Here is a 17,017-nt window from a genome sequence, read left to right as displayed (position 1 = left end):
TCAGCCAGCCGGCCCCTCCGCCTTAACTGCCCAGCGCGTCCTGCAGGCCAGGGTAGATATCGAATACGCGGTGCAGCCTGGTGAGTTCGAACATCGACTTAACGCGAGGCTGCAGACCCGCCAGCGCAAATGCGCACGCAGGTTGGCGTTCTTATAACCGGACAACAGCGCTCCTAAACCCGAGCTGTCGATGAACTGGACCTGACCGAGATCGACGATGAGATTATGAGCGCCGTCTTCGAGAATCTTATGAATTAGGTCCTTCAACTCGTTGGAGTTGTGTGCTTCGAGACGCTCTTCCCTGACGCTGACAACGGTTCTGCCGTTCTGCATATCAGTCATGAGCTTGATAGTTCAGCCTCGGCTTGGAAGTCGATAGCGATGTTCCGCCTCTATAAATAAGCCCGCCAAGCAATGGGAACAGGTCTGGTCCACGGTCAGGCGCGCGGCCCGAGTCACGGCTCATACCTGTGGCAAGCTGGCCTTCAACTGGCACACGGCCGGATTTTAACATAGAGCCTGACATCGCTCCGCGGGGCCGGCCAAGGCAGGGCCAAGTAAGTGCAGTGGGCGTTCGCCATGCTCGCCGCCAGAAAACCCACTTGTCACACTGTTCAAATCAAGCGGTCCAGCTCTATTTGATTGTTTGGCGCCTTCATAGAGGTGAGCAGCGGTCTTAGTTCATGAGCAAGCCGAGGAGGCTGTGATGAAGATATTGACAGCACTAATTGTGGTTGGGATCATAAGCCCGGCGCTCGCTGATCATTTTGCGCTCGGGCCGAAAGCGACCGGCCCCCGGGCCAACACGAACAGCACAGTATGGGATGCAAGTTGCCCTACCGGAACGACTGTGATCTCCCGCACTTGCGTTGTTCGAGCGGGAACTAGCGCTGTGCTCCAGATGATTTGGCACGATGCTTCAAATAATAAATGGTCTTGCGCTTGGTCGACACCCGTGTCGGAGGCCGACGTGCAAGCTATGTGTGCGAAATCAAGTTAGCGGACAGAAAGGTGACCTTGGCCAGCGTTCGCTATTTTGGCCTGCTGCCAATTACGTGGACAGCCAGTCAGTCTGGCCCCGCGAAGGGTGCCGAACAGCGAGCGGACGACGCCGATGCTGCTATGCAAAAAATCGTCGACCAGATCCGTACCAAGCTTCCTGTCAAACCAGACGTCGCCGCAGAGCAAGCTGGAGTTCTTGCTTAATATCTAATTGGGTTTTGCAAACGCCCCGACCGTAGATGCAACTGGGGTCTTCGAAGCGACGCGCTTGGCTTCACGTGTTGCTGCGCTAGCTGTCCCGATACAAGCGGCGCCGTCACACATGACTTCGACAGCGGGAACAGCCACCGCAGTGAGGATGGCGATGCGGAAGCTTTGGGAAGACCACCGAAAGACGTGCTGCTGAATTCAGTTCAGAGCCCTTCTCGAGTCTGAGGATCGGAGACCTCGTTTGCTTCCTTCTGGCAGGCGCTTATGGCTGGGACATTTCGCATCATGACTTCCTGAGCAATGCGCGTCCGGAAAGGATATTCCTGCCAATCCGGCAGCATAGGATCCGGTTTCTTACGGGGGAAAACGAAAGGATCAATACATGAACAAGCGACGTATTCGCTGTATTCGCCTTCTCTCCCCATTCGATCTAAAGGCTCATGAGCACACCGAAAGGGGTCGCGTAGAGGAGAAAAGCCTCTGCATCATGGATGGCCACCATCGCCGGCTTGCCACAATTCATCTAGGGCTTGCCGCCGTTCCAGTGGTCGGCTTCACCTATGACGAGGTTCGAGTCGGAAGTCGCCGGGCGGGGATGGAGGTCGAAGCGGAGGAGCTGATTGCTCGCGCAATGTCAGGAGCGCTGTTTCCTCCCGGATCCACGCGTCATGTATTTCCACCATTCGAATCGACCGCTATTCCGCTCGCCGAGCTTCTCGAGGCTCCGCCTCGGGTTTAGCTGGTAATCAGCCTGGCCAACCTTTATGCTGGCGGAGAAAGCTTGCTCCCGCATGAGCGCGAGATTGCGTGTTTCCGTCGGCCTACTTCGCCTCGGCGAGCTCAGGCCCACCGACGGGTGCTCCTGCGGCTCTCGGGAATTGCCGGTATCGGCTGCATGATTCCCCGCGCCAGCCTTTTGTTTCGCCACATCACAAATCCGGTGACGAACAGAGCGAGCGGCGCCGAGCCGGATGCGAATACGAGCAGACGGCCGGCGAAGCCGAGTGTCGCACCGTTGTGTAACCAGAGCTGTTCGGTGACGTAGAGATCGCCCATCGACATCACGTTGGACGTGCGGTCATGCATGAGCGCGCCCGTCCACCGGTCGAGCCAGATCGCTCCGCGCGAGCGCAGGGCGGGATCGGCCCCCCGAGGGCGGAACAGCACGCGCCACGTATTGCGCGCTTCGACCGGAGGGTTGAGCAGCGCGATATCTAGGCCCGGCTTAGCTACTCGCGCCAACCGGAGGATTTGGTCGGCCGTGAGCGTCGGCGCTCCCTTAACGGGCGGCGCCGCGACGGTGGGAGAAGGGTAGGGCGTCGCCACAGAGAAAAGGCTCACGATGGGACGCACCGCGTTCGGAAATACGATCCCGACCCCCGTTGCTGCGATCACGATGAGTGCGAGCAACGCCCAAGAGCCGGCCATATTGTGAAGGTCGATTATGAAGCGCTGGGGCGAAACGCCCTTGCGGAGCGACATCGAGCGCCAGAGGCGCCCTGGCCGCGGCCACCACAAATACAAGACCGACAGGGCCGAACCGAGAAGCCCGAGCCGACAGCAGCTCTTGTGAATCCTATATCGGCGTCAGTGCACTAGATTTGTAGGATATGCCTTTCAAAAATGACTGTCGGGGAGGCGCGCCATGAAGTTTCTTGCCGGTTTCGTGACAGCGTTCATCGTCATCGCGCTCGGCGTTTTTCTTGTCATCGTTAGCGGCGTCTACAACGTCGCCGCAACCACGCCTCACACGGCGTTGGCGCGCGTCATTTTGAATTGGACCATGCGTAATTCGGTGCGGGCCCGTGCGGGGACGGAGTTGCGGGAAACATGGAGCGAGGATCAGGTGGAAAAGGGATTTAAGGATTATGACGACATGTGCATCATTTGTCACAGCGCACCGGGGAAAGAGCGCAGTTACGTTAGCAAGGGCCTGCGACCGGAGCCTCCGAATCTCGCCGAAACTTCCGAGCGATGGAGCAGCGCGGAGCTGTTTTGGATCATCAAGAATGGCGTCAAAATGACCGCAATGCCTGCATTTGGGCTCACGCATCAGGACGAGCAAATATGGAATATTGTCGCCTTCGTTCGGCGATTGCCTCGACTCTCCGCTGAACAATTCAAAGCGATGGAGAGAGAGATCAGAAAATCCTCAGAGAACGACCAAGATCACCATCACCAATAGGCGAGTCAGGAAAATGGACTCGAAGAAAGACGAAACCGCAAGTCGAAACGAATTCGACACAGGGGCTGTCATAGTCCAGCGAGCTTGAAAGGGGGAAGTTCGGCGCTAATTCTTGGCACGACCGGAGATGCGTCAACGAACCCAACACAACCCGCGCCGGGACCTCGCAGACATTTCATCGCGGCCGCTGCCACAGCGAGCGCGGCGTTCGGCGCGAACGCAGCGAAAGCCGAGGACAAGCCCGCCACGACCCGAAAAAGCGTCGTCCATACCGCCAAGCCCTTGCCGTTCGATCCCAAGAGCATCAGAGGCCTGTCAGAGAAAATTCTCGTCTCGCATTATGAGAACAATTACGTCGGGGCGGTCAAACGTTTGAACTCAATCGCCGAGCAATTGGCGGGTCTCGATTTTGAAAAAGCGCCGGGATTCCAAGTTAACGGCCTTAAGCGCGAGGAACTCATCGCCACCAATTCGATGATCCTGCACGAAGTCTATTTCGCGGGCCTGGGCGAGGGCAATAAACCGAACGCGGCGCTCAACGAAGCGATCGAGCGCGACTTTGGCTCCTTCGATCGTTGGCGCTCGGAATTCGTCGGCATGGGCAAAGCGCTCGGCGGAGGCTCCGGCTGGGTCATTCTGGCTTTCGACAAGCACGGCAAGCGACTGGTCAATTCGTGGGCGAATGATCACACACAATCCATCGCGGGCGGTGATCCATTACTCGTCCTCGACATGTTCGAACATGCCTATCAGATGGATTTCGGCGCGAAGGCCGCCGACTACGTCAAGACGGTGATGGCTGCGATCAACTGGACAAATGCCGACGGTCTCTACGAGAAATATAGCAGGGGATAGCAGACGTATGTGGGAAGAACCGAGCAGCGTCACCCGCCGAACATAAGAAGCCGCCCGCCGCCTGCAAGGGCCGGGGTAACTGTCATCTGACGGGCGCGTTCGCCTTTGTCTGAGGTTGGTCAGATCGGTGAATTCGTCCGCGTGGCGGCGCGCCCATTTACTGAATACCTCCCTAATAAGGTTGCCTTCGTACGAGGCTGGAAATGCACAACTTCTTTCGAACGCTCGCTCCAGAGCAATTCGACGCGAAGGTCACGATCCGCGCCGACGGGAGCTACACTTATTCGTACGACGGCGTTCTCATATTCGTGCCCGCCCTGATACAGACTTCCCGCGCAGGCCGCTTGGACGCGCACGTGGACGCGCAGCTCAAGGAGGCTGCCTCGCAGTTGCGTCAAGAAGGCTTTCGAAGCGCCGAGTATCTCGGCAGGGGGCGCTACGCGGTAGTCCTGGAACGCTCCAGCGCGAGAGGGCAGCCATCGTATTTCCCGTCTCGCGAGATGAAGGTGTTCAGCATTAGGCCGCAACCCGACGGCACCATCGTAATCGGCGGTTCCCGACCGGACGCGACCGCCCCTTGTCAACTGATCGGGACGGACGCCAACATCGACGGCACTCTAATTGTGACGCTGGACAATGGCGTCAACGTTCTCAAGCATAACGCCCAGAGTAAGCCAGCGGCGCCTGGCATCGTCGGCGCGTTTCAGTGGCGCATCAGGTCGCCCGACGCTGATCCATTCATGGTCGTCCAGCCGGCGAGGTAAAGGCCGTTGTCTTCGTACGAACGAGCGTGCCGGCGACGCGGCCACCGGCCGGAACGTAAGCTGCGCGCGGCGGACCGATGGTAGGATCGACGCCATAGGCGATGGCGTTGGGGCCGGGCAGAAGCTGCAAGCCGCTGCGCGCGTTGCGAATGTCCGTGCCGATCGACGCCGCTCCCATCATGATTACATGTAGAGATTCATCCCGAAATTGTTTGTAAGCGTGTAGGATCCCGTTGTCGGGAGCCATCTTGGCTGGGTGCTGAGAGGCCGCTTCGGGAACTTTCGAATGCCGCCGTCCCTCGGCGGCGTTCATGTCGATGTCGGGAGCGAGCCCAAAATTGAGGCGACTCACGCATTGGCTTGACTCATTACCCAATCTCCGTATCAATAAAAGATGATGGTTCCCCTTAGGGATCAAAAGGGAATGCGGTGAGTGCGCGCAGGCGTACGATTCCGCAGCTGCCCCCGCAACTGTAAGCGGAGAGCCTTAGGACCAAAAAGCCACTGGGGAACAAGTGCTCCCTGGGAAGGCGGTCCAAGGCGATGACCCGCGAGCCAGGAGACCTGCCGTCATTCGTGGTCACCCGCGAGAACGTCGGCCGGGGTGCGCTGATGTGGACGAAACCTGTCGTCTGGCGCATTGTGCGCCGTGTGACAGGCGGAGACCCTTCGCAGTGACGGCCCACGTTCGCTGCGAGTCCACGCAAATATGTCCCGTCCTTCCGCTTTTAAACGCGGCGTGTCCGCCGGCGCGTTCACTCTTTTTGTCTCCTCCACATCTGCTCTGGCGCAACAGGCCTTGCCTACGATCGATGTTGGCGCGGGCGCCAGGCGCGACGCAGTTCGCGCCTCCGCGCCTCGCCCCGTGAATCCCGCGCCAGCCCTTTCGCCCGTCGCGGCCGCGCCGGCGCTCGTCCAGCAGGCGCGCCCGCCCGAGAAGCCGTTCGCGAAGGCCATTCCCGACAATATTCCAGCCGTCGTCCAGACCATCACCGCGAAGCAAATCACCGAGCAGGTCAACGCCTCCAACGCCGTGGAAACGCTTCGATATCTTCCCAGCATCGAAATCGTCGAAAAATTCCCCGGCGATCGTTTTCAGGACATCCAAGGCCGCACGACCGGGCCCTTCCAGCCCATGCACAATCTGGTTTACGCGGACGGAATCCTGCTGTCGGCTTTGCTCGGCATCAGTTCGTTTACGCCGCGATTTCAGATGGTCATGCCGGAAGAGATTAGCCGAGTCGACGTCATCTACGGTCCTTACTCCGCGCTCTATCCCGGCAATGCGATCGGCGGCGTCGTGACCTTCACCACCAAGACGCCCGAAAAATTTGAACTCCACGCCAAGCTGCAAGGGCTTCTTTCGCCCTACGATCAGTACGACACTCATCAAACCAATCCGGGCTATACGGGTAGCATTTCGATCGGCGATCGAATCAACGATTTTTCCTGGCGCGCCGGTTACGATCGTCTGCTTACGCACGCTCAGCCGATTTTCTTTTCGAGCGCCGTCACGCCGCGCGCCACAGCGGGAACGCCGGTTTTCGGCGGGTTCTTCGACCGCGACCGCCAAGGCTTACTGCGCGGGGTGTTCGGCGCTGGGCCAATTCAGGTCACCGAGCAAAACACCGGCAAACTGAAACTCGCTTATGATTTCGGGCCGCGCGCCCGCGCATCGTACACCCTCGGCCTGCTGCATCTTGCGGACGATTTTACCGCGCAGAGCTATATCAACAACGTTGCGGGAGTGCCCGTCTTCAATTCGCGCAATGGCGTGATCAATTTTCATGGGATCAACTACCCTCTTTCAGGCCTCAATCCAGGCAGCGTTGAGTATTTGCACCTGATGCAAGGAGCCGAGCTGAAGACCGAGACCGGCGGCGTTTTCGACTTCGATATTGTCGGAAGCTCTTATGACATTCTCAGAGACGTGGGCGTCACCGCGCAGAGGTTCGGGGTCAACACGTCAGGCCAGACGCGGGAGATCAGTGGGACCGGCTGGAAAACAATGGATATGCGGGCGATTTGGCGTCCGGAACAGAATGTCCTTGGTCTCCATGAAATCTCGTTCGGGGGGCACTTCGATCAGTATGCTTTAAAGCAATATCAGCAAAATACTCCCGTGTGGTGGTCGTCATGGTCATACGAGCAGGCCTCAAGATCAGTCGGCAAGACACAAACCGAGGGCCTCTATGTTCAGGATGTCTGGTCATTGTTTCCAGATTGGAAACTCACCGTCGGGGGGCGCCAGGAGTTTTGGCGCGCCTTCGAGGGCGCCAACGAAAACAAGCTCGGCACAACCAAGAATTATGACGAACGGGTGGCTTCCGCCTTTTCACCCAAGGCCTCACTGGCCTATCAGGCAACGCGCGAATTACTTTTGCGCGCCTCCTACGGCAAGGCCCATCGTTTTCCGGGCGTGACCGAACTGTTTCAGCGGATCACCAGCCCGACTGGCATTCTCATCAACAATCCAGACCTAAAGCTCGAGCAAGTCGATTCCTACGAACTCTCGGCCGAATACAACTTTGGCAAGCACGCTGCGCATCTCGCCTTGTTCCACGAGGACAGGTGGGACGCGATCACTTTCCAGACCGATGTCACAGTTGTGCCCAATGTCTCCAGCTCTCAGAACGTACAGAAAATGCGCTTCAATGGCGTCGAAGGCGCTATCGGTTTGAAGGACGTGCTGTTCGATGGCTTCGACATCGACGCAAACGCGACATACATCGATACGCAGATCGTGGCGAATTCCAAGTTCCCTTTGTCTGTAAACAAAGATGTTCCGCTGATGCCGAGATGGCGGGCCAAGATCGTCGGAACCTATCATCCGACCGACACGCTGACCTTATCGGCAGGGCTGAGGTACCGATCGTCATCCTATTTTCAGCTCGATAATTTCGACGTCAATCATGAAACCTGGGGCGGTGCGAGCCGATATCTCATCCTCGACGCCCGAGTCACCTACAAATTCGCGCCGAATTGGACCGGAGTCGTCGGCATCAACAACATCGGCCGTTACAAACAATGGCTCTTTTCCCCTTATCCGCAGCGGACCTTCTTCGCCGAGCTGCGGTACGACTATTGAGCGCAGTAGATGCCCGACGCGGCCTCCATAACGGGAAATCCCCGGAAGGTCCTTCTTCGATGCTGAAGAGTATGGAGAGAACACGATGACCCGAAGCTTCTGGGTGTCGCTGCATCGGTGGGCTGGTCTGAGCATGGCGGGGTTTCTGATCCTCGTCGGACTAACCGGTAGCCTGCTCGCTTTTGGTCACGAGTTGAATCATTGGCTGACGCCAAATCTCTACCCGGGTCCACATGCAGGGATACAAATCGCCCCTGCGGCACTCCTGCGGAGCGCCGAGGCTCTGGTTCCAGATGCCCTCGCCACCTCTGTCGATCTGAGCGTTGACGGCACGGCGATAATCCGCATGGAGGCGCGACCCGGCGCGCCCGCGTTCGATTTCAATCGACTCCTGCTCGACCCCGTCACCGGCCAGGAATTGGGGCGCTTTGATCGAGACGGGCTGCCGACGACGCTGGCGAATGTTATGCCCTTTATCGACCGCCTGCATTATTCCCTCGCCATGGGCGAAGTAGGCGCGTGGATTCTTGGAATCGTCGCGCTCGTATGGACGATCGATTGCTTCGTTGGCTTCTATCTCACGCTGCCTCTTCCCAGTCCGCCGAATAGGCGCGGCTATTTTTCGCGATGGCGACCCGCTTGGCTGATCAAGTTTTGGAGCTCATTCTATCGCGTCAACTTCGATCTGCATCGCGCCTTCGGACTTTGGCTCTTTGCAATATTGCTGCTCTTCGCCTGGTCCAGCGTCCATTTTAATTTGAACGGCTTCTACACGCGCACGATGCAGCTCGTCTTCGATTATGAGCCGCCTCACTCTGGGACCACAAAGGGCGGCAACCCAGCCGGGGGTCGAGCGCCGGTTGGTTGGGAGGAAGCGCAGGCCATTGGCGAAAGACTCATGGGGGAGCAAGCGCTCGCACATGGCTTTTCGGTCGAGCGACCGATGAGGCTTAGCATCCAGCGAAAAAGCGATCTCTATTTCTACGGCGTACGCTCGAGCCGCGACATCGGCGACAATTCTGACCGCACGTCGATCGCATTCGACGCCTATTCCGGCGAATTGCGCGCGGTTCGTCTGCCAACTGGCCGGCACGCCGGCAATACGATCACGACCTGGCTCGTGGAACTGCGCATGGCCAATGTGTTCGGCCTGCCCTATCGCATTTTCGTTTGCGCGCTCGGCCTCGTCATCGTGATGCTGTCAATCACTGGCGTCTATATCTGGTGGAAGAAACACGCGACGCGGTGCCGCGCTACGTCATCGCGGGCGACGATTGAAGAAAATCGGATCGGCGCGGCCGTCACAACCAGCAGCTCTTCGCTCCTTTTTCGTGACGAACGTTCTTCGCCGAACTGCACAACGACGCGCCGACCGCGCTCGGCGTAAGAAGGTCACAAGGTGAAAGACGCGAGGCCTGCAATGGAGAAAAATATGTCAGTCATCACTGAAACGCGGCCACGACGAATCCTGGACGCAGACGGAGCGCCGCTCGACACATTTCCCTTGCCGGTGGACGAGAGGAGCCTTGAGGAGCTTTTCCGCCATCTGTTCGAAAATCACTGGCGGGAAATTACTTTCGGCCCTCTCATCCAGGGGGCCGCCTTCGAATTCAAGGCCGACGGGCCGCCGACGCGTATTTCCATGTTCGACGGTTATCTGACGATCGCTTTCGGCGTTCCGCATTTTCATATCTGCATCGGCGAGCACAAGGGTCCGCCGCGCGCGCCGACGCCGCTGGAACTCGTCCGCCATCGGCGCACCGCGCGGGCCGAACTTTACCGCCGCTTCGGCCGCACATGCGTTCCGATGTCCTGGGGGCTGCGCTTGTTCAATGGCGCGGGCGATCAGCAGATCACCGTGCTGCTGCCCAATCCCTTCCTCCATCCCGAAAGCGACAGGCGCGTCAAGGAGCCGGACTGGTCGCGTCTCGCGTTGTGGGACAAATTGCGAGCGCGATGGCTCGATCTCCACGACCCCGATCCCGTCGATCGCTCAGCGGACTGGGGCCGTCCGTCCTGACCGCCGCACGTTCAACCCGGCGGTCGCGGAGACGATCGCCAATCCCCTTTCGTCTTCGTGCGCAACACGAAGGCGAAAAAACCAGCAGGCAAGCGCCGCTTCTCGCTGGCTTCACATAGAGGAGACTTGTCATGACAACCGCATCTTTCTTCGCTTCATCGCCCTGGCCTCGTTCGCTATGGATTGGCTCGCTGATCGTCGCCAGCGTCCTCTTGAGTCCTGCGTTCCATTGCGGCTTTCCGTTGGCGGCGTTCGCGGCCGTTGCCGCTTTGACCCTCGGTCGGCGTGACGCCCTCCTTCTGAGTGGCAGCGTTTGGCTGGCGAGCCAGACCATCGCCTTCGCGTCCCTGCATCACCACATGACCGACGTCGCCCTGGCTTGGAGCGTCGCGACGGGCGTCATCGCTTTGCTTTCTTGCGAAGCCGCCGGGCTAACCGCGCGCCGCATGAAGGGGCTTGTGAGCGTGGCCGCGGCCTTCGTGGCCGCCTTCGTCGTCTATAAGGGCTTGATCTTCGGCTTTGGCGTGGCGATGGGCTCGAGCGTTGGCCATTTCGACTCGCTACTTGCGACGCTCCCGCGAATCTTCCTCATAAACGCCTGCGTTTTTGCCGGCCTCGGGGCGCTGTACGCGTTGGGGTCCGCAGGGCGCCGCAATGAAGAAGCGGTTGCGCTCGTTCCGCGTCACGTTTGAATCTGAGAGCGACACACACGGCGTTGAGCGCCGGGTTGACTAGGACCGGCGCCCATTGCGCCGGTCCAGGTGGCGCGATTTGACAGCCTGCATCGCATCGACGTCAGTGACTCTGCGCTGCAGACCCGTTGGCGCGTAGAGAGCCGGGTTCAAAGCAGCGTCGAACACACGATAGAACATGTTGAAGCTACCAGTGAGACCAATCAGCGTGAGGATGGTGCCGGCGGTCAGCCCAAGCCACCTCTCCAACGGCAGCAGGTCCGGCAATTACTGGATCGTCGGCGATGTGAACAATCACGCCGGCCGCAGCCTTTACGTGCGGCTCAAAGGCCCGCTCTCCGGCAAGGCGCGCGCGGGAAATGGGCGGATGGCGCGACCGGAGAATACGACGGCGACCTGCTTGATCTCATCGCCGCGCGCGAAGGTTCGGCCCGCGCGTCATGTTCGAGGACCCGCTGTACTGCGTTGGGTTGCATACATTCCTGGTCCAACCCTTGCCGCCTCCCATGACGTTGGGCTTGCTAACGCTGCGTGGCGTCCCGCTCAGCGTCGCGGCGAGGCCGCTGGCGGCGCTGTTCGTGAAGCAACTCAGAGGAGGGGCGACCGCGCGACAGAGTTTACGTCGACGGCTGTCGGGAAGCTACCTACCTGGCTGGACGCCCGAAAGCCGAGCCCACGGCCATTAATATTGCAGCGCTTAAGCAATATCGCCGCCTGCTTGATCTGTGTCGAGGAAAATTCAGTCGCGACCGCTCGGCCAAAAGACGCGTTTTTGGGCACGTCGAACGAGACGGCGCTCGGCTCGGCCATGCTGCAAGGCAATATGTTTCTTGATTTTTTTGTGCAGCGCACATACTCAATGTGCCTCTAGTTTTACTGTGTCATAAGATGGCGAATGGTGGCTGGCGTTGCTGATCATGCAGCAAGGCACGATTTGTTTGTGGCGGCTCGCCGCCCATGTCGTCACGTCGGCAACGACGGATTCGGTTCGGCGGCGGTTTTATCGCTTCTTCCAACACGTGCCATTAGACGGCGCCATGACGGCGCGCGTTGTCGTCGACCTGCTGGGGATACACGGGAAACCATGGGTTTTGGCGATGGATCGCACTAACTGGGAGTTAGGCAAGTCCACCATCAACATCTTGATGATCGCCGTGATCTGGAACGGCGTTGGCGTTCCGTTGATTTGGACGCTGCTGCCATCGGCGGGGAACTCCAACACGTAAGCGCGGACCGACCCCCTCGATCGTTTGCATGCGGCGTTTCCCGATCTAAAAATCGCTTCGTCGACAGGCGATCGCGAGTTCATCGGCGACGCCTGGATGGCCTATTTGCGGGACAGAAAAATCCCTTTCATTCTTCGGCTTCGCGAGAACCAGCATGTCGTGCGCGAGGGCTATGATACGTGGACGATCGCCGACATTGCGCGATGCCTCGGCAAGGGAGATAAAATGATCCTCAAGGGCTGGTGTCGATTGGGGCAAGGCGCCGGATCTCGCTCGCCGCTTGTGCGGATCGTGGTGATGCGTTTGCCAACGAATGAACTTCTGGCGTTGTCCTGTAGTGGCAATCCGCGTCGCGCTCTGGCCGGCTACCGCCAAAGGTGGACGATCGAAACCCTCTTCGCAAATTTGAAGACCAAGGGCTTCAATTTGGAGGACACGCACATCACCGATCCAGGCAAGCTATCGACCTTGTTGGCCGTGCTGGCGTTGACCGTGACACTGTGCGTGAAGACCGGCGTCGCGCTCGCTCGGCTGCGTCCCATCCCAATCAAAAAGCATGGGCACCGCGCATGGTCACTCTTCGCGCTCGGCCTCGCCGCGCTAAGAAAAATCGCCGCCTCCAAAAATCACGCTCAAATAATGGTCTTCCTCCAACAGCTCATATCGCCGAAACTTCCTGTTAACCAACTGAAATCATTGGCTGTAGAAATCAGAGTCGAGTACGATGCAGCTCGACGTTCATTCCGCTGCGTCGATGGGCGTCGCGATACGTCGGCTTTGCTCCGACAATTCGCGATATTGCTCCTGCCATTTGCTCGGGCCGTTTGAGGTCGACACCTGCACCGCCGTCACCTTGTATTCGGGACAATTGGTGGCCCAGTCCGAATTATCGGTCGTAACCACGTTGGCCTGAGTGGTCGGGTGATGGAACGTGGTGTAGACGAGAGACCAGAAAGAAGTTGGGGGTCAGGCGGCTTGCCTCAACGCGGTATCGTTGGGCCATGTCCATTCAACTGGCTGTAGCAGACCGCAGTAGCGTGCCAGGATTCCATTGAGATGAGCCGTCCGGACATGGAGCATCAGCTGAGCGCCAAGCCGAGACCATCGCATCTGACGCTTTTTGCACATGCATTGATTGATCAATTGGTTCACCGTGGATTCGATATTGGCGGTTGCGATCCGTTCGCCTTGGCGCCGAGCCCTTCCATAGTCCGTCAGCGAGCCGATGTTCGAATAGAGATAGCGTTGGAGTTCGTCGAAGCGCTTGTAAGCGGCTTCGATTTTCGAAAGGTCGCCGCCAGCCGCGTCAATTTCCTTGCGATGAGAAAGAAGCTGCGCGCCCAAGCGCGACAACGCTATCATCCATCGCGCATGATGCGATTTGCCATAATGCCAGACATTCCATCGCACGCTACGCTCGCCGCCGATCCCGATCTCGAAATTTTTGCGTTGATTTTTTGAGCGCGTGGCATTGACAAACGCCCCATCGATGCCGACGATCATGTGGTCGACGGGCTTCTCGACGCTTGGCTTCTCAGCGATCTCGGCCCTCGTTTCCGCTTCGATCGCCTTTCCCACGGCCAGGACGCGATTGCGTGTCGTTGCGTGGTTGAAACAAGAGAGATCGGGGAGAAATTCGTTCAAGATGTCGGCGGCTTGCTGGTAGGAAAACTTGCACCCGAGCTTCACCTGCAAATGCCTCAATTCGGGAGTGGCGCGACGCGGAAAGCCGACGGCCATGGGAGACGAGCCGGCAGGCCGCCCGCAAACGCAGGCCTCGAAGCGAGGCGCATGAATGCGCAGATGTCCAAACACCGTGTCGAGCCGCCGGCACCGATGTTCTTTGATGGAACGGAGACGCCCACAGCAAGGACAGGGACGAACTTTCGAGATGAGGGCGCGAACCTGATCTTGGGCAATTTCCGCCTGTATCCGCCGGATCAAGTACTTGCCATCATCATGGGAGAGTCCAAGGTCGGCTTCAGACGTCAGCTCGGGCCGCTCGATGTAGCCGACTGTTGTTGAATGCAAAATGCCAGCCTCGTCAATGCGCTCGAGCTTCACCGTCCATATCATTGAGAACCCCTCCGGCAGGAATTCCCCGAACGATATTCATCCTTTCTTAATCGACCCCCCAACTTCTTTCCGGTCTCAAGGGTATTGAGCGGGGTGCCGAAACCGAGCAGACGAGTTTTCTCGAAATTCGCAGGGCAGCGGAGCGCGCCATGGTACGCGATCGTGTCTTTTGCGATACACACGACGAAAATTTGCGGCTTATGTCAGCACTTAAGCCCGCGAGACGTTGACGTGCGCGCGATGTGGGCCGACGCTCGAATTCAAGGGGAATTCGCGGGCTCGTCGGCCGCGCGGTTTCAGGGGGCGGGGCAGATGGGTGTCAACGGCGGAAAGATTTCCTGCCATTGGGGCGGAGTAAAACCAGGCCAGTTGGCCGCGATTGCCGACATGCAAAGGGGCCCGATCGGGCCCCTTTGCATGTCGGCGGCGGAAAAAGATTTCGGGCTACGTCCGCGAGATTTCGCCGGTATCGGGATCTATGGTCTGCTCGGCGGTGGGCTGCGGCTGCTTACGACGCCGGGCCCTCGATTGCTTGAGGCGATAGCTCTCGCCGTTCATTTCTAGGATGTGGACGTGGTGGGTCAGGCGATCGAGCAGCGCGCCGGTGAGCCGCTGATTGCCGAAGACGCCGGTCCATTCGTCGAATGGCAGATTGGATGTGACGATCGTCGATCCACGTTCGTGACGCTGGCTGAACACCTCGAAGAGCAGTTCGGCGCCGGTTTGCGACAGTGGCACATAGCCGAGTTCGTCGACGACGAGCAGCTTGACGGCGGCGAGTTGCGCCTGGAGCCTGAGCAGACGCTTTTCGTCGCGCGCCTCCATCAATTGATGCACGAGCCCCGCCGCCGTTGTGAAGGCGACGGACAGCCCGCGCTGGCAAGCGGCGAGGCCGAGCGCCAGGCAGACATGCGTCTTGCCCGTGCCGCTGTTGCCGAGGGCGATGATGTTGTCGCGGGCGACGACATATTCGCAACGGGCGAGATCCAGCACGAGCGGTTTGTTGAGCGAGGGGATGGCGGTAAAGTCGAATGTGTCGAAGCTTTTCACCGCCGGGAAGCGCGCGGCGCGGATACGCCGCTCGACCATGCGTCGTTCGCGGTCGATGAGTTCAAGTTCGACGAGGCGTAGAAGGTATCGGACGTGATCCTGACCTTCGCGCGCCGCCTCGGCGGCGACCTTCTCGTATTCCCGCAGGATCGTCGGCAATTTGAGCTGCCGCAGATGATGGCCGAGCAAAACCCGCGGCGGCGCAGGGATATCGGCAGAGGCGGACGTGGTCATGCCGCCTCCCTGGAAACGAGCGCGAGATAATCGGCGGGCGATGTCGTCTTGACGTTCAGTGACGGCAGGTAGGGATAGGCGGAAAGATCGAGACGCGCGGGCCTGTTCTCAGTTCTTGCGATGACGAGTTGTTTGACTGCGTCGAAACCGATGGCGCCCAGCCTTATGGCGTCGAGCGCCGCGCCTATGACGACGGCTTCGGGAAACACTTCCGTCAGCCGCAGCACCTGAATGAACTCGCGTTTGCCGCGCTTGCCCATGCGCGTTTCCAGAAGTCGGCGCAGATGCGCGAGCGTCTCCGGCAGCGTCCAGCCCTGCAAGGGCGCCGCCTGATCGAGCGCGCCGGGCTTTTGTTCGAGCAGCGCCAGATAATGACGCGGCTCAAAAATAAAATCGTCGCGGGCGTAGCTGCGCGCATGACGGGCGATCAGGGCGCCGTCGCAGAAAATGGCGACCTCGTCGACGAAGCCTTTCGCCAGCACGTCGCGAAAGCCATACTTTGTGGGAACCGAATAATCGTTCGTGCGATAGCGGACGAGCGACAGGGACGAGACCTTTGTCGCGACCTTGTGGCAAGCCTCGAACGGCGTGGCGGGAAGTTCTCGAAAGGCGGCCATGTCGGCGACGAGCCTCTCGCCGATCGTCTGCTCATGCCGGCCGGCGCGCTCGTTCTGGCGAGCGCGGCAGCGCTCCGCGAGCCTGGCGTTGAGCGCTTCGATGGACGGCGCATGCGGAACGGGCGTCAGAAAATTGGCCCGCGAATATTTTACCAGCCCTTCTACTTTCCCCTTGTCGTTGCCCTTGCCCGGACGACCAAAGCGATCGTCGAACAAAAAGTGGCTGACGAGTTCGGTAAAGGCTTGCGTGCGCCGCCGTTCGCCGCCGCCCAGTATCTTCGCCACGGCGATCTTGAGATTGTCGTAGAGAATCGACAGCGGAACGCCGCCAAAGAACGCGAAGGCCGAGACATGGCCATCAAGAAAGGCCTCCGTCGTCTCCGCCGCGTAAGCCTTGATGAAGCAGGCGTCCGAATGCGGCAGGTCGAAGCAGAACACATGCAGCTTCATCCGCACGCCGCCGATGACGCCGACGCATTCGCCAAAATCCACCTGCGCGTGACCCGGCGGATGAGCGAGCGGCACGAAGACCTCGCGCGAGCGCGTGCGCGCCAGCCGCACATAATCCTTCACCACTGTGTAGCCGCCGGCAAAGCCGTGCTCATCCCGCAGCCGTTCGAAAATCCGCTTCGCCGTATGCCGCTGCTTCGGCGGCGCCGTCTTGTCCGTCTCCAGGATCGAGTCAATCACCGGGAGCAGCGGCCCCAGCTTCGGCCGCTTCGGCGCCTTTGTGCGCACGTAACCCGGCGGCGCCGAATAGCGGCACATCTTCGCGATCGTGTCCCGGCTCAGTCCAAACACGCGCGCCGCTTCACGCCGGCCATTGCCCTCAATGAAAACAAAGCGTCGAACCGCCGCGTAAATCTCCATCGCAAACATCCCCGGCCGCCCTCCCGAATCAATGTTCGGGAAGTCAGCCTAAAACTGGCCGGGTTTTACGCCGCCACGCGGCCGCAATATGCGCCGCTCAATGGCCGATTATTGCGCCGCCGCGTACA

18 protein-coding genes, 3 pseudogenes and 1 riboswitch are annotated in these 17,017 nt (G+C 59.4%); of the genes and pseudogenes, 13 read left to right on the top strand and 8 right to left on the bottom strand.

From position 1 onward, the window contains the following. Both IYY11_RS05555 and IYY11_RS05550 read right to left on the bottom strand, forming a co-directional pair. Complete coding sequence (locus IYY11_RS05555; protein ID WP_246719663.1) at positions 1–342, bottom strand: STAS domain-containing protein; 342 nt, start codon at positions 340–342, stop codon at positions 1–3. A 1,710-nt stretch (positions 343–2,052) separates the two neighbouring features. After that, positions 2,053–2,787: a PepSY-associated TM helix domain-containing protein gene (locus IYY11_RS05550; RefSeq protein WP_196403039.1), complete on the bottom strand. Its 735-nt coding sequence runs from the start codon at positions 2,785–2,787 to the stop codon at positions 2,053–2,055. A gap of 70 nt (positions 2,788–2,857) precedes the next feature. On the opposite strand from IYY11_RS05550, the gene IYY11_RS05545 reads away from it, so the two are divergent. The 3 genes from IYY11_RS05545 to IYY11_RS05535 all read left to right on the top strand — a co-directional run bounded on the left by IYY11_RS05545 (position 2,858) and on the right by IYY11_RS05535 (position 5,016). Then, complete coding sequence (locus tag IYY11_RS05545) at positions 2,858–3,397, top strand: c-type cytochrome (protein ID WP_196403009.1); 540 nt, start codon at positions 2,858–2,860, stop codon at positions 3,395–3,397. A gap of 282 nt (positions 3,398–3,679) precedes the next feature. Then, positions 3,680–4,252, top strand: a complete 573-nt coding sequence (locus IYY11_RS05540; protein ID WP_246719661.1) for a superoxide dismutase — start codon at positions 3,680–3,682, stop codon at positions 4,250–4,252. 356 nt (positions 4,253–4,608) lie between these two features. Continuing rightward, entirely contained in the window at positions 4,609–5,016 is a 408-nt protein-coding gene (locus tag IYY11_RS05535; RefSeq protein ID WP_196403008.1) for a hypothetical protein, read from the top strand. On the opposite strand, the gene IYY11_RS05530 is transcribed toward IYY11_RS05535, so the two are convergent. Then, the gene (locus tag IYY11_RS05530; protein WP_196403007.1) at positions 4,991–5,368 is read right to left on the bottom strand and encodes a hypothetical protein; all 378 of its coding nucleotides are present in this window, start codon (positions 5,366–5,368) and stop codon (positions 4,991–4,993) included. The genes IYY11_RS05535 and IYY11_RS05530 overlap by 26 nt on opposite strands. 29 nt (positions 5,369–5,397) lie before the next feature. Further along, positions 5,398–5,603, top strand: a riboswitch (cobalamin riboswitch). Here IYY11_RS05530 and IYY11_RS23255 point away from each other — a divergent pair. The 6 genes and pseudogenes from IYY11_RS23255 to IYY11_RS05510 all read left to right on the top strand — a co-directional run bounded on the left by IYY11_RS23255 (position 5,560) and on the right by IYY11_RS05510 (position 10,816). Beyond that, on the top strand, positions 5,560–5,694 hold the full coding sequence (locus IYY11_RS23255; RefSeq protein ID WP_281431679.1) for a hypothetical protein: 135 nt from the start codon (positions 5,560–5,562) through the stop codon (positions 5,692–5,694). It overlaps the preceding riboswitch by 44 nt. A gap of 31 nt (positions 5,695–5,725) precedes the next feature. Then, positions 5,726–6,304 (top strand): annotated as a pseudogene (locus IYY11_RS23755) (TonB-dependent receptor plug domain-containing protein); the annotation flags it as partial. Between the two features lie 12 nt (positions 6,305–6,316). Beyond that, positions 6,317–8,104, top strand: coding sequence for a TonB-dependent receptor (locus IYY11_RS22895; protein WP_312029703.1), 1,788 nt, complete (start codon positions 6,317–6,319; stop codon positions 8,102–8,104). Positions 8,105–8,189: 85 nt separating this feature from the next. After that, positions 8,190–9,491 (top strand): PepSY-associated TM helix domain-containing protein, encoded by a 1,302-nt coding sequence (locus IYY11_RS05520; protein ID WP_196403005.1) that lies wholly within the window; start codon positions 8,190–8,192, stop codon positions 9,489–9,491. 45 nt (positions 9,492–9,536) lie between these two features. Then, positions 9,537–10,124 carry a hypothetical protein gene (locus IYY11_RS05515; protein WP_196403004.1) on the top strand — a complete coding sequence of 196 codons (588 nt, stop codon included), beginning with the start codon at positions 9,537–9,539 and terminating at the stop codon, positions 10,122–10,124. A gap of 131 nt (positions 10,125–10,255) precedes the next feature. Continuing rightward, a complete protein-coding gene (locus tag IYY11_RS05510; protein ID WP_196403003.1) occupies positions 10,256–10,816 on the top strand; it encodes a hypothetical protein in 561 nt (186 codons plus the stop codon). Between the two features lie 39 nt (positions 10,817–10,855). Here IYY11_RS05510 and IYY11_RS05505 read toward each other — a convergent pair whose 3' ends face one another. After that, complete coding sequence (locus IYY11_RS05505; RefSeq protein WP_196403002.1) at positions 10,856–11,083, bottom strand: PepSY domain-containing protein; 228 nt, start codon at positions 11,081–11,083, stop codon at positions 10,856–10,858. On the opposite strand from IYY11_RS05505, the pseudogene IYY11_RS22890 reads away from it, so the two are divergent. The 3 genes and pseudogenes from IYY11_RS22890 to IYY11_RS05495 form a co-directional block, all read left to right on the top strand. Beyond that, positions 11,031–11,227 (top strand): annotated as a pseudogene (locus IYY11_RS22890) (hypothetical protein); the annotation flags it as partial. The gene IYY11_RS05505 and the pseudogene IYY11_RS22890 overlap by 53 nt on opposite strands. 506 nt (positions 11,228–11,733) lie before the next feature. Further along, positions 11,734–12,042, top strand: coding sequence for a hypothetical protein (locus tag IYY11_RS05500; protein WP_196403001.1), 309 nt, complete (start codon positions 11,734–11,736; stop codon positions 12,040–12,042). 24 nt (positions 12,043–12,066) lie between these two features. Continuing rightward, positions 12,067–12,870 carry a transposase gene (locus tag IYY11_RS05495; protein WP_409455228.1) on the top strand — a complete coding sequence of 268 codons (804 nt, stop codon included), beginning with the start codon at positions 12,067–12,069 and terminating at the stop codon, positions 12,868–12,870. Here IYY11_RS05495 and IYY11_RS22885 read toward each other — a convergent pair. Further along, positions 12,781–12,987: pseudogene (locus IYY11_RS22885) on the bottom strand (hypothetical protein); the annotation flags it as partial. The gene IYY11_RS05495 and the pseudogene IYY11_RS22885 overlap by 90 nt on opposite strands. A gap of 21 nt (positions 12,988–13,008) precedes the next feature. Then, positions 13,009–13,545: a hypothetical protein gene (locus IYY11_RS05490; RefSeq protein WP_196402999.1), complete on the bottom strand. Its 537-nt coding sequence runs from the start codon at positions 13,543–13,545 to the stop codon at positions 13,009–13,011. On the opposite strand from IYY11_RS05490, the gene IYY11_RS05485 reads away from it, so the two are divergent. After that, positions 13,546–14,067, top strand: a complete 522-nt coding sequence (locus IYY11_RS05485; RefSeq protein WP_196402998.1) for a hypothetical protein — start codon at positions 13,546–13,548, stop codon at positions 14,065–14,067. Positions 14,068–14,562: 495 nt separating this feature from the next. On the opposite strand, the gene istB is transcribed toward IYY11_RS05485, so the two are convergent. Together istB and istA are read right to left on the bottom strand one after the other, a co-directional pair. Next, a complete protein-coding gene (istB, locus tag IYY11_RS05480) occupies positions 14,563–15,402 on the bottom strand; it encodes an IS21-like element helper ATPase IstB (protein WP_196402997.1) in 840 nt (279 codons plus the stop codon). After that, a complete protein-coding gene (gene istA, locus IYY11_RS05475; protein ID WP_196402996.1) occupies positions 15,399–16,898 on the bottom strand; it encodes an IS21 family transposase in 1,500 nt (499 codons plus the stop codon). Before istA ends, istB begins: the two co-directional genes overlap by 4 nt. Positions 16,899–17,017 lie beyond the last annotated feature (119 nt).

It is taken from the genome of Methylocystis sp. H62, from assembly GCF_015709515.1.
Classification (GTDB): Bacteria; Pseudomonadota; Alphaproteobacteria; order Rhizobiales; family Beijerinckiaceae; genus Methylocystis.
Note: the sequence above shows the minus strand (reverse complement) of the source record. Positions and strands in the feature narration are given on the sequence as shown.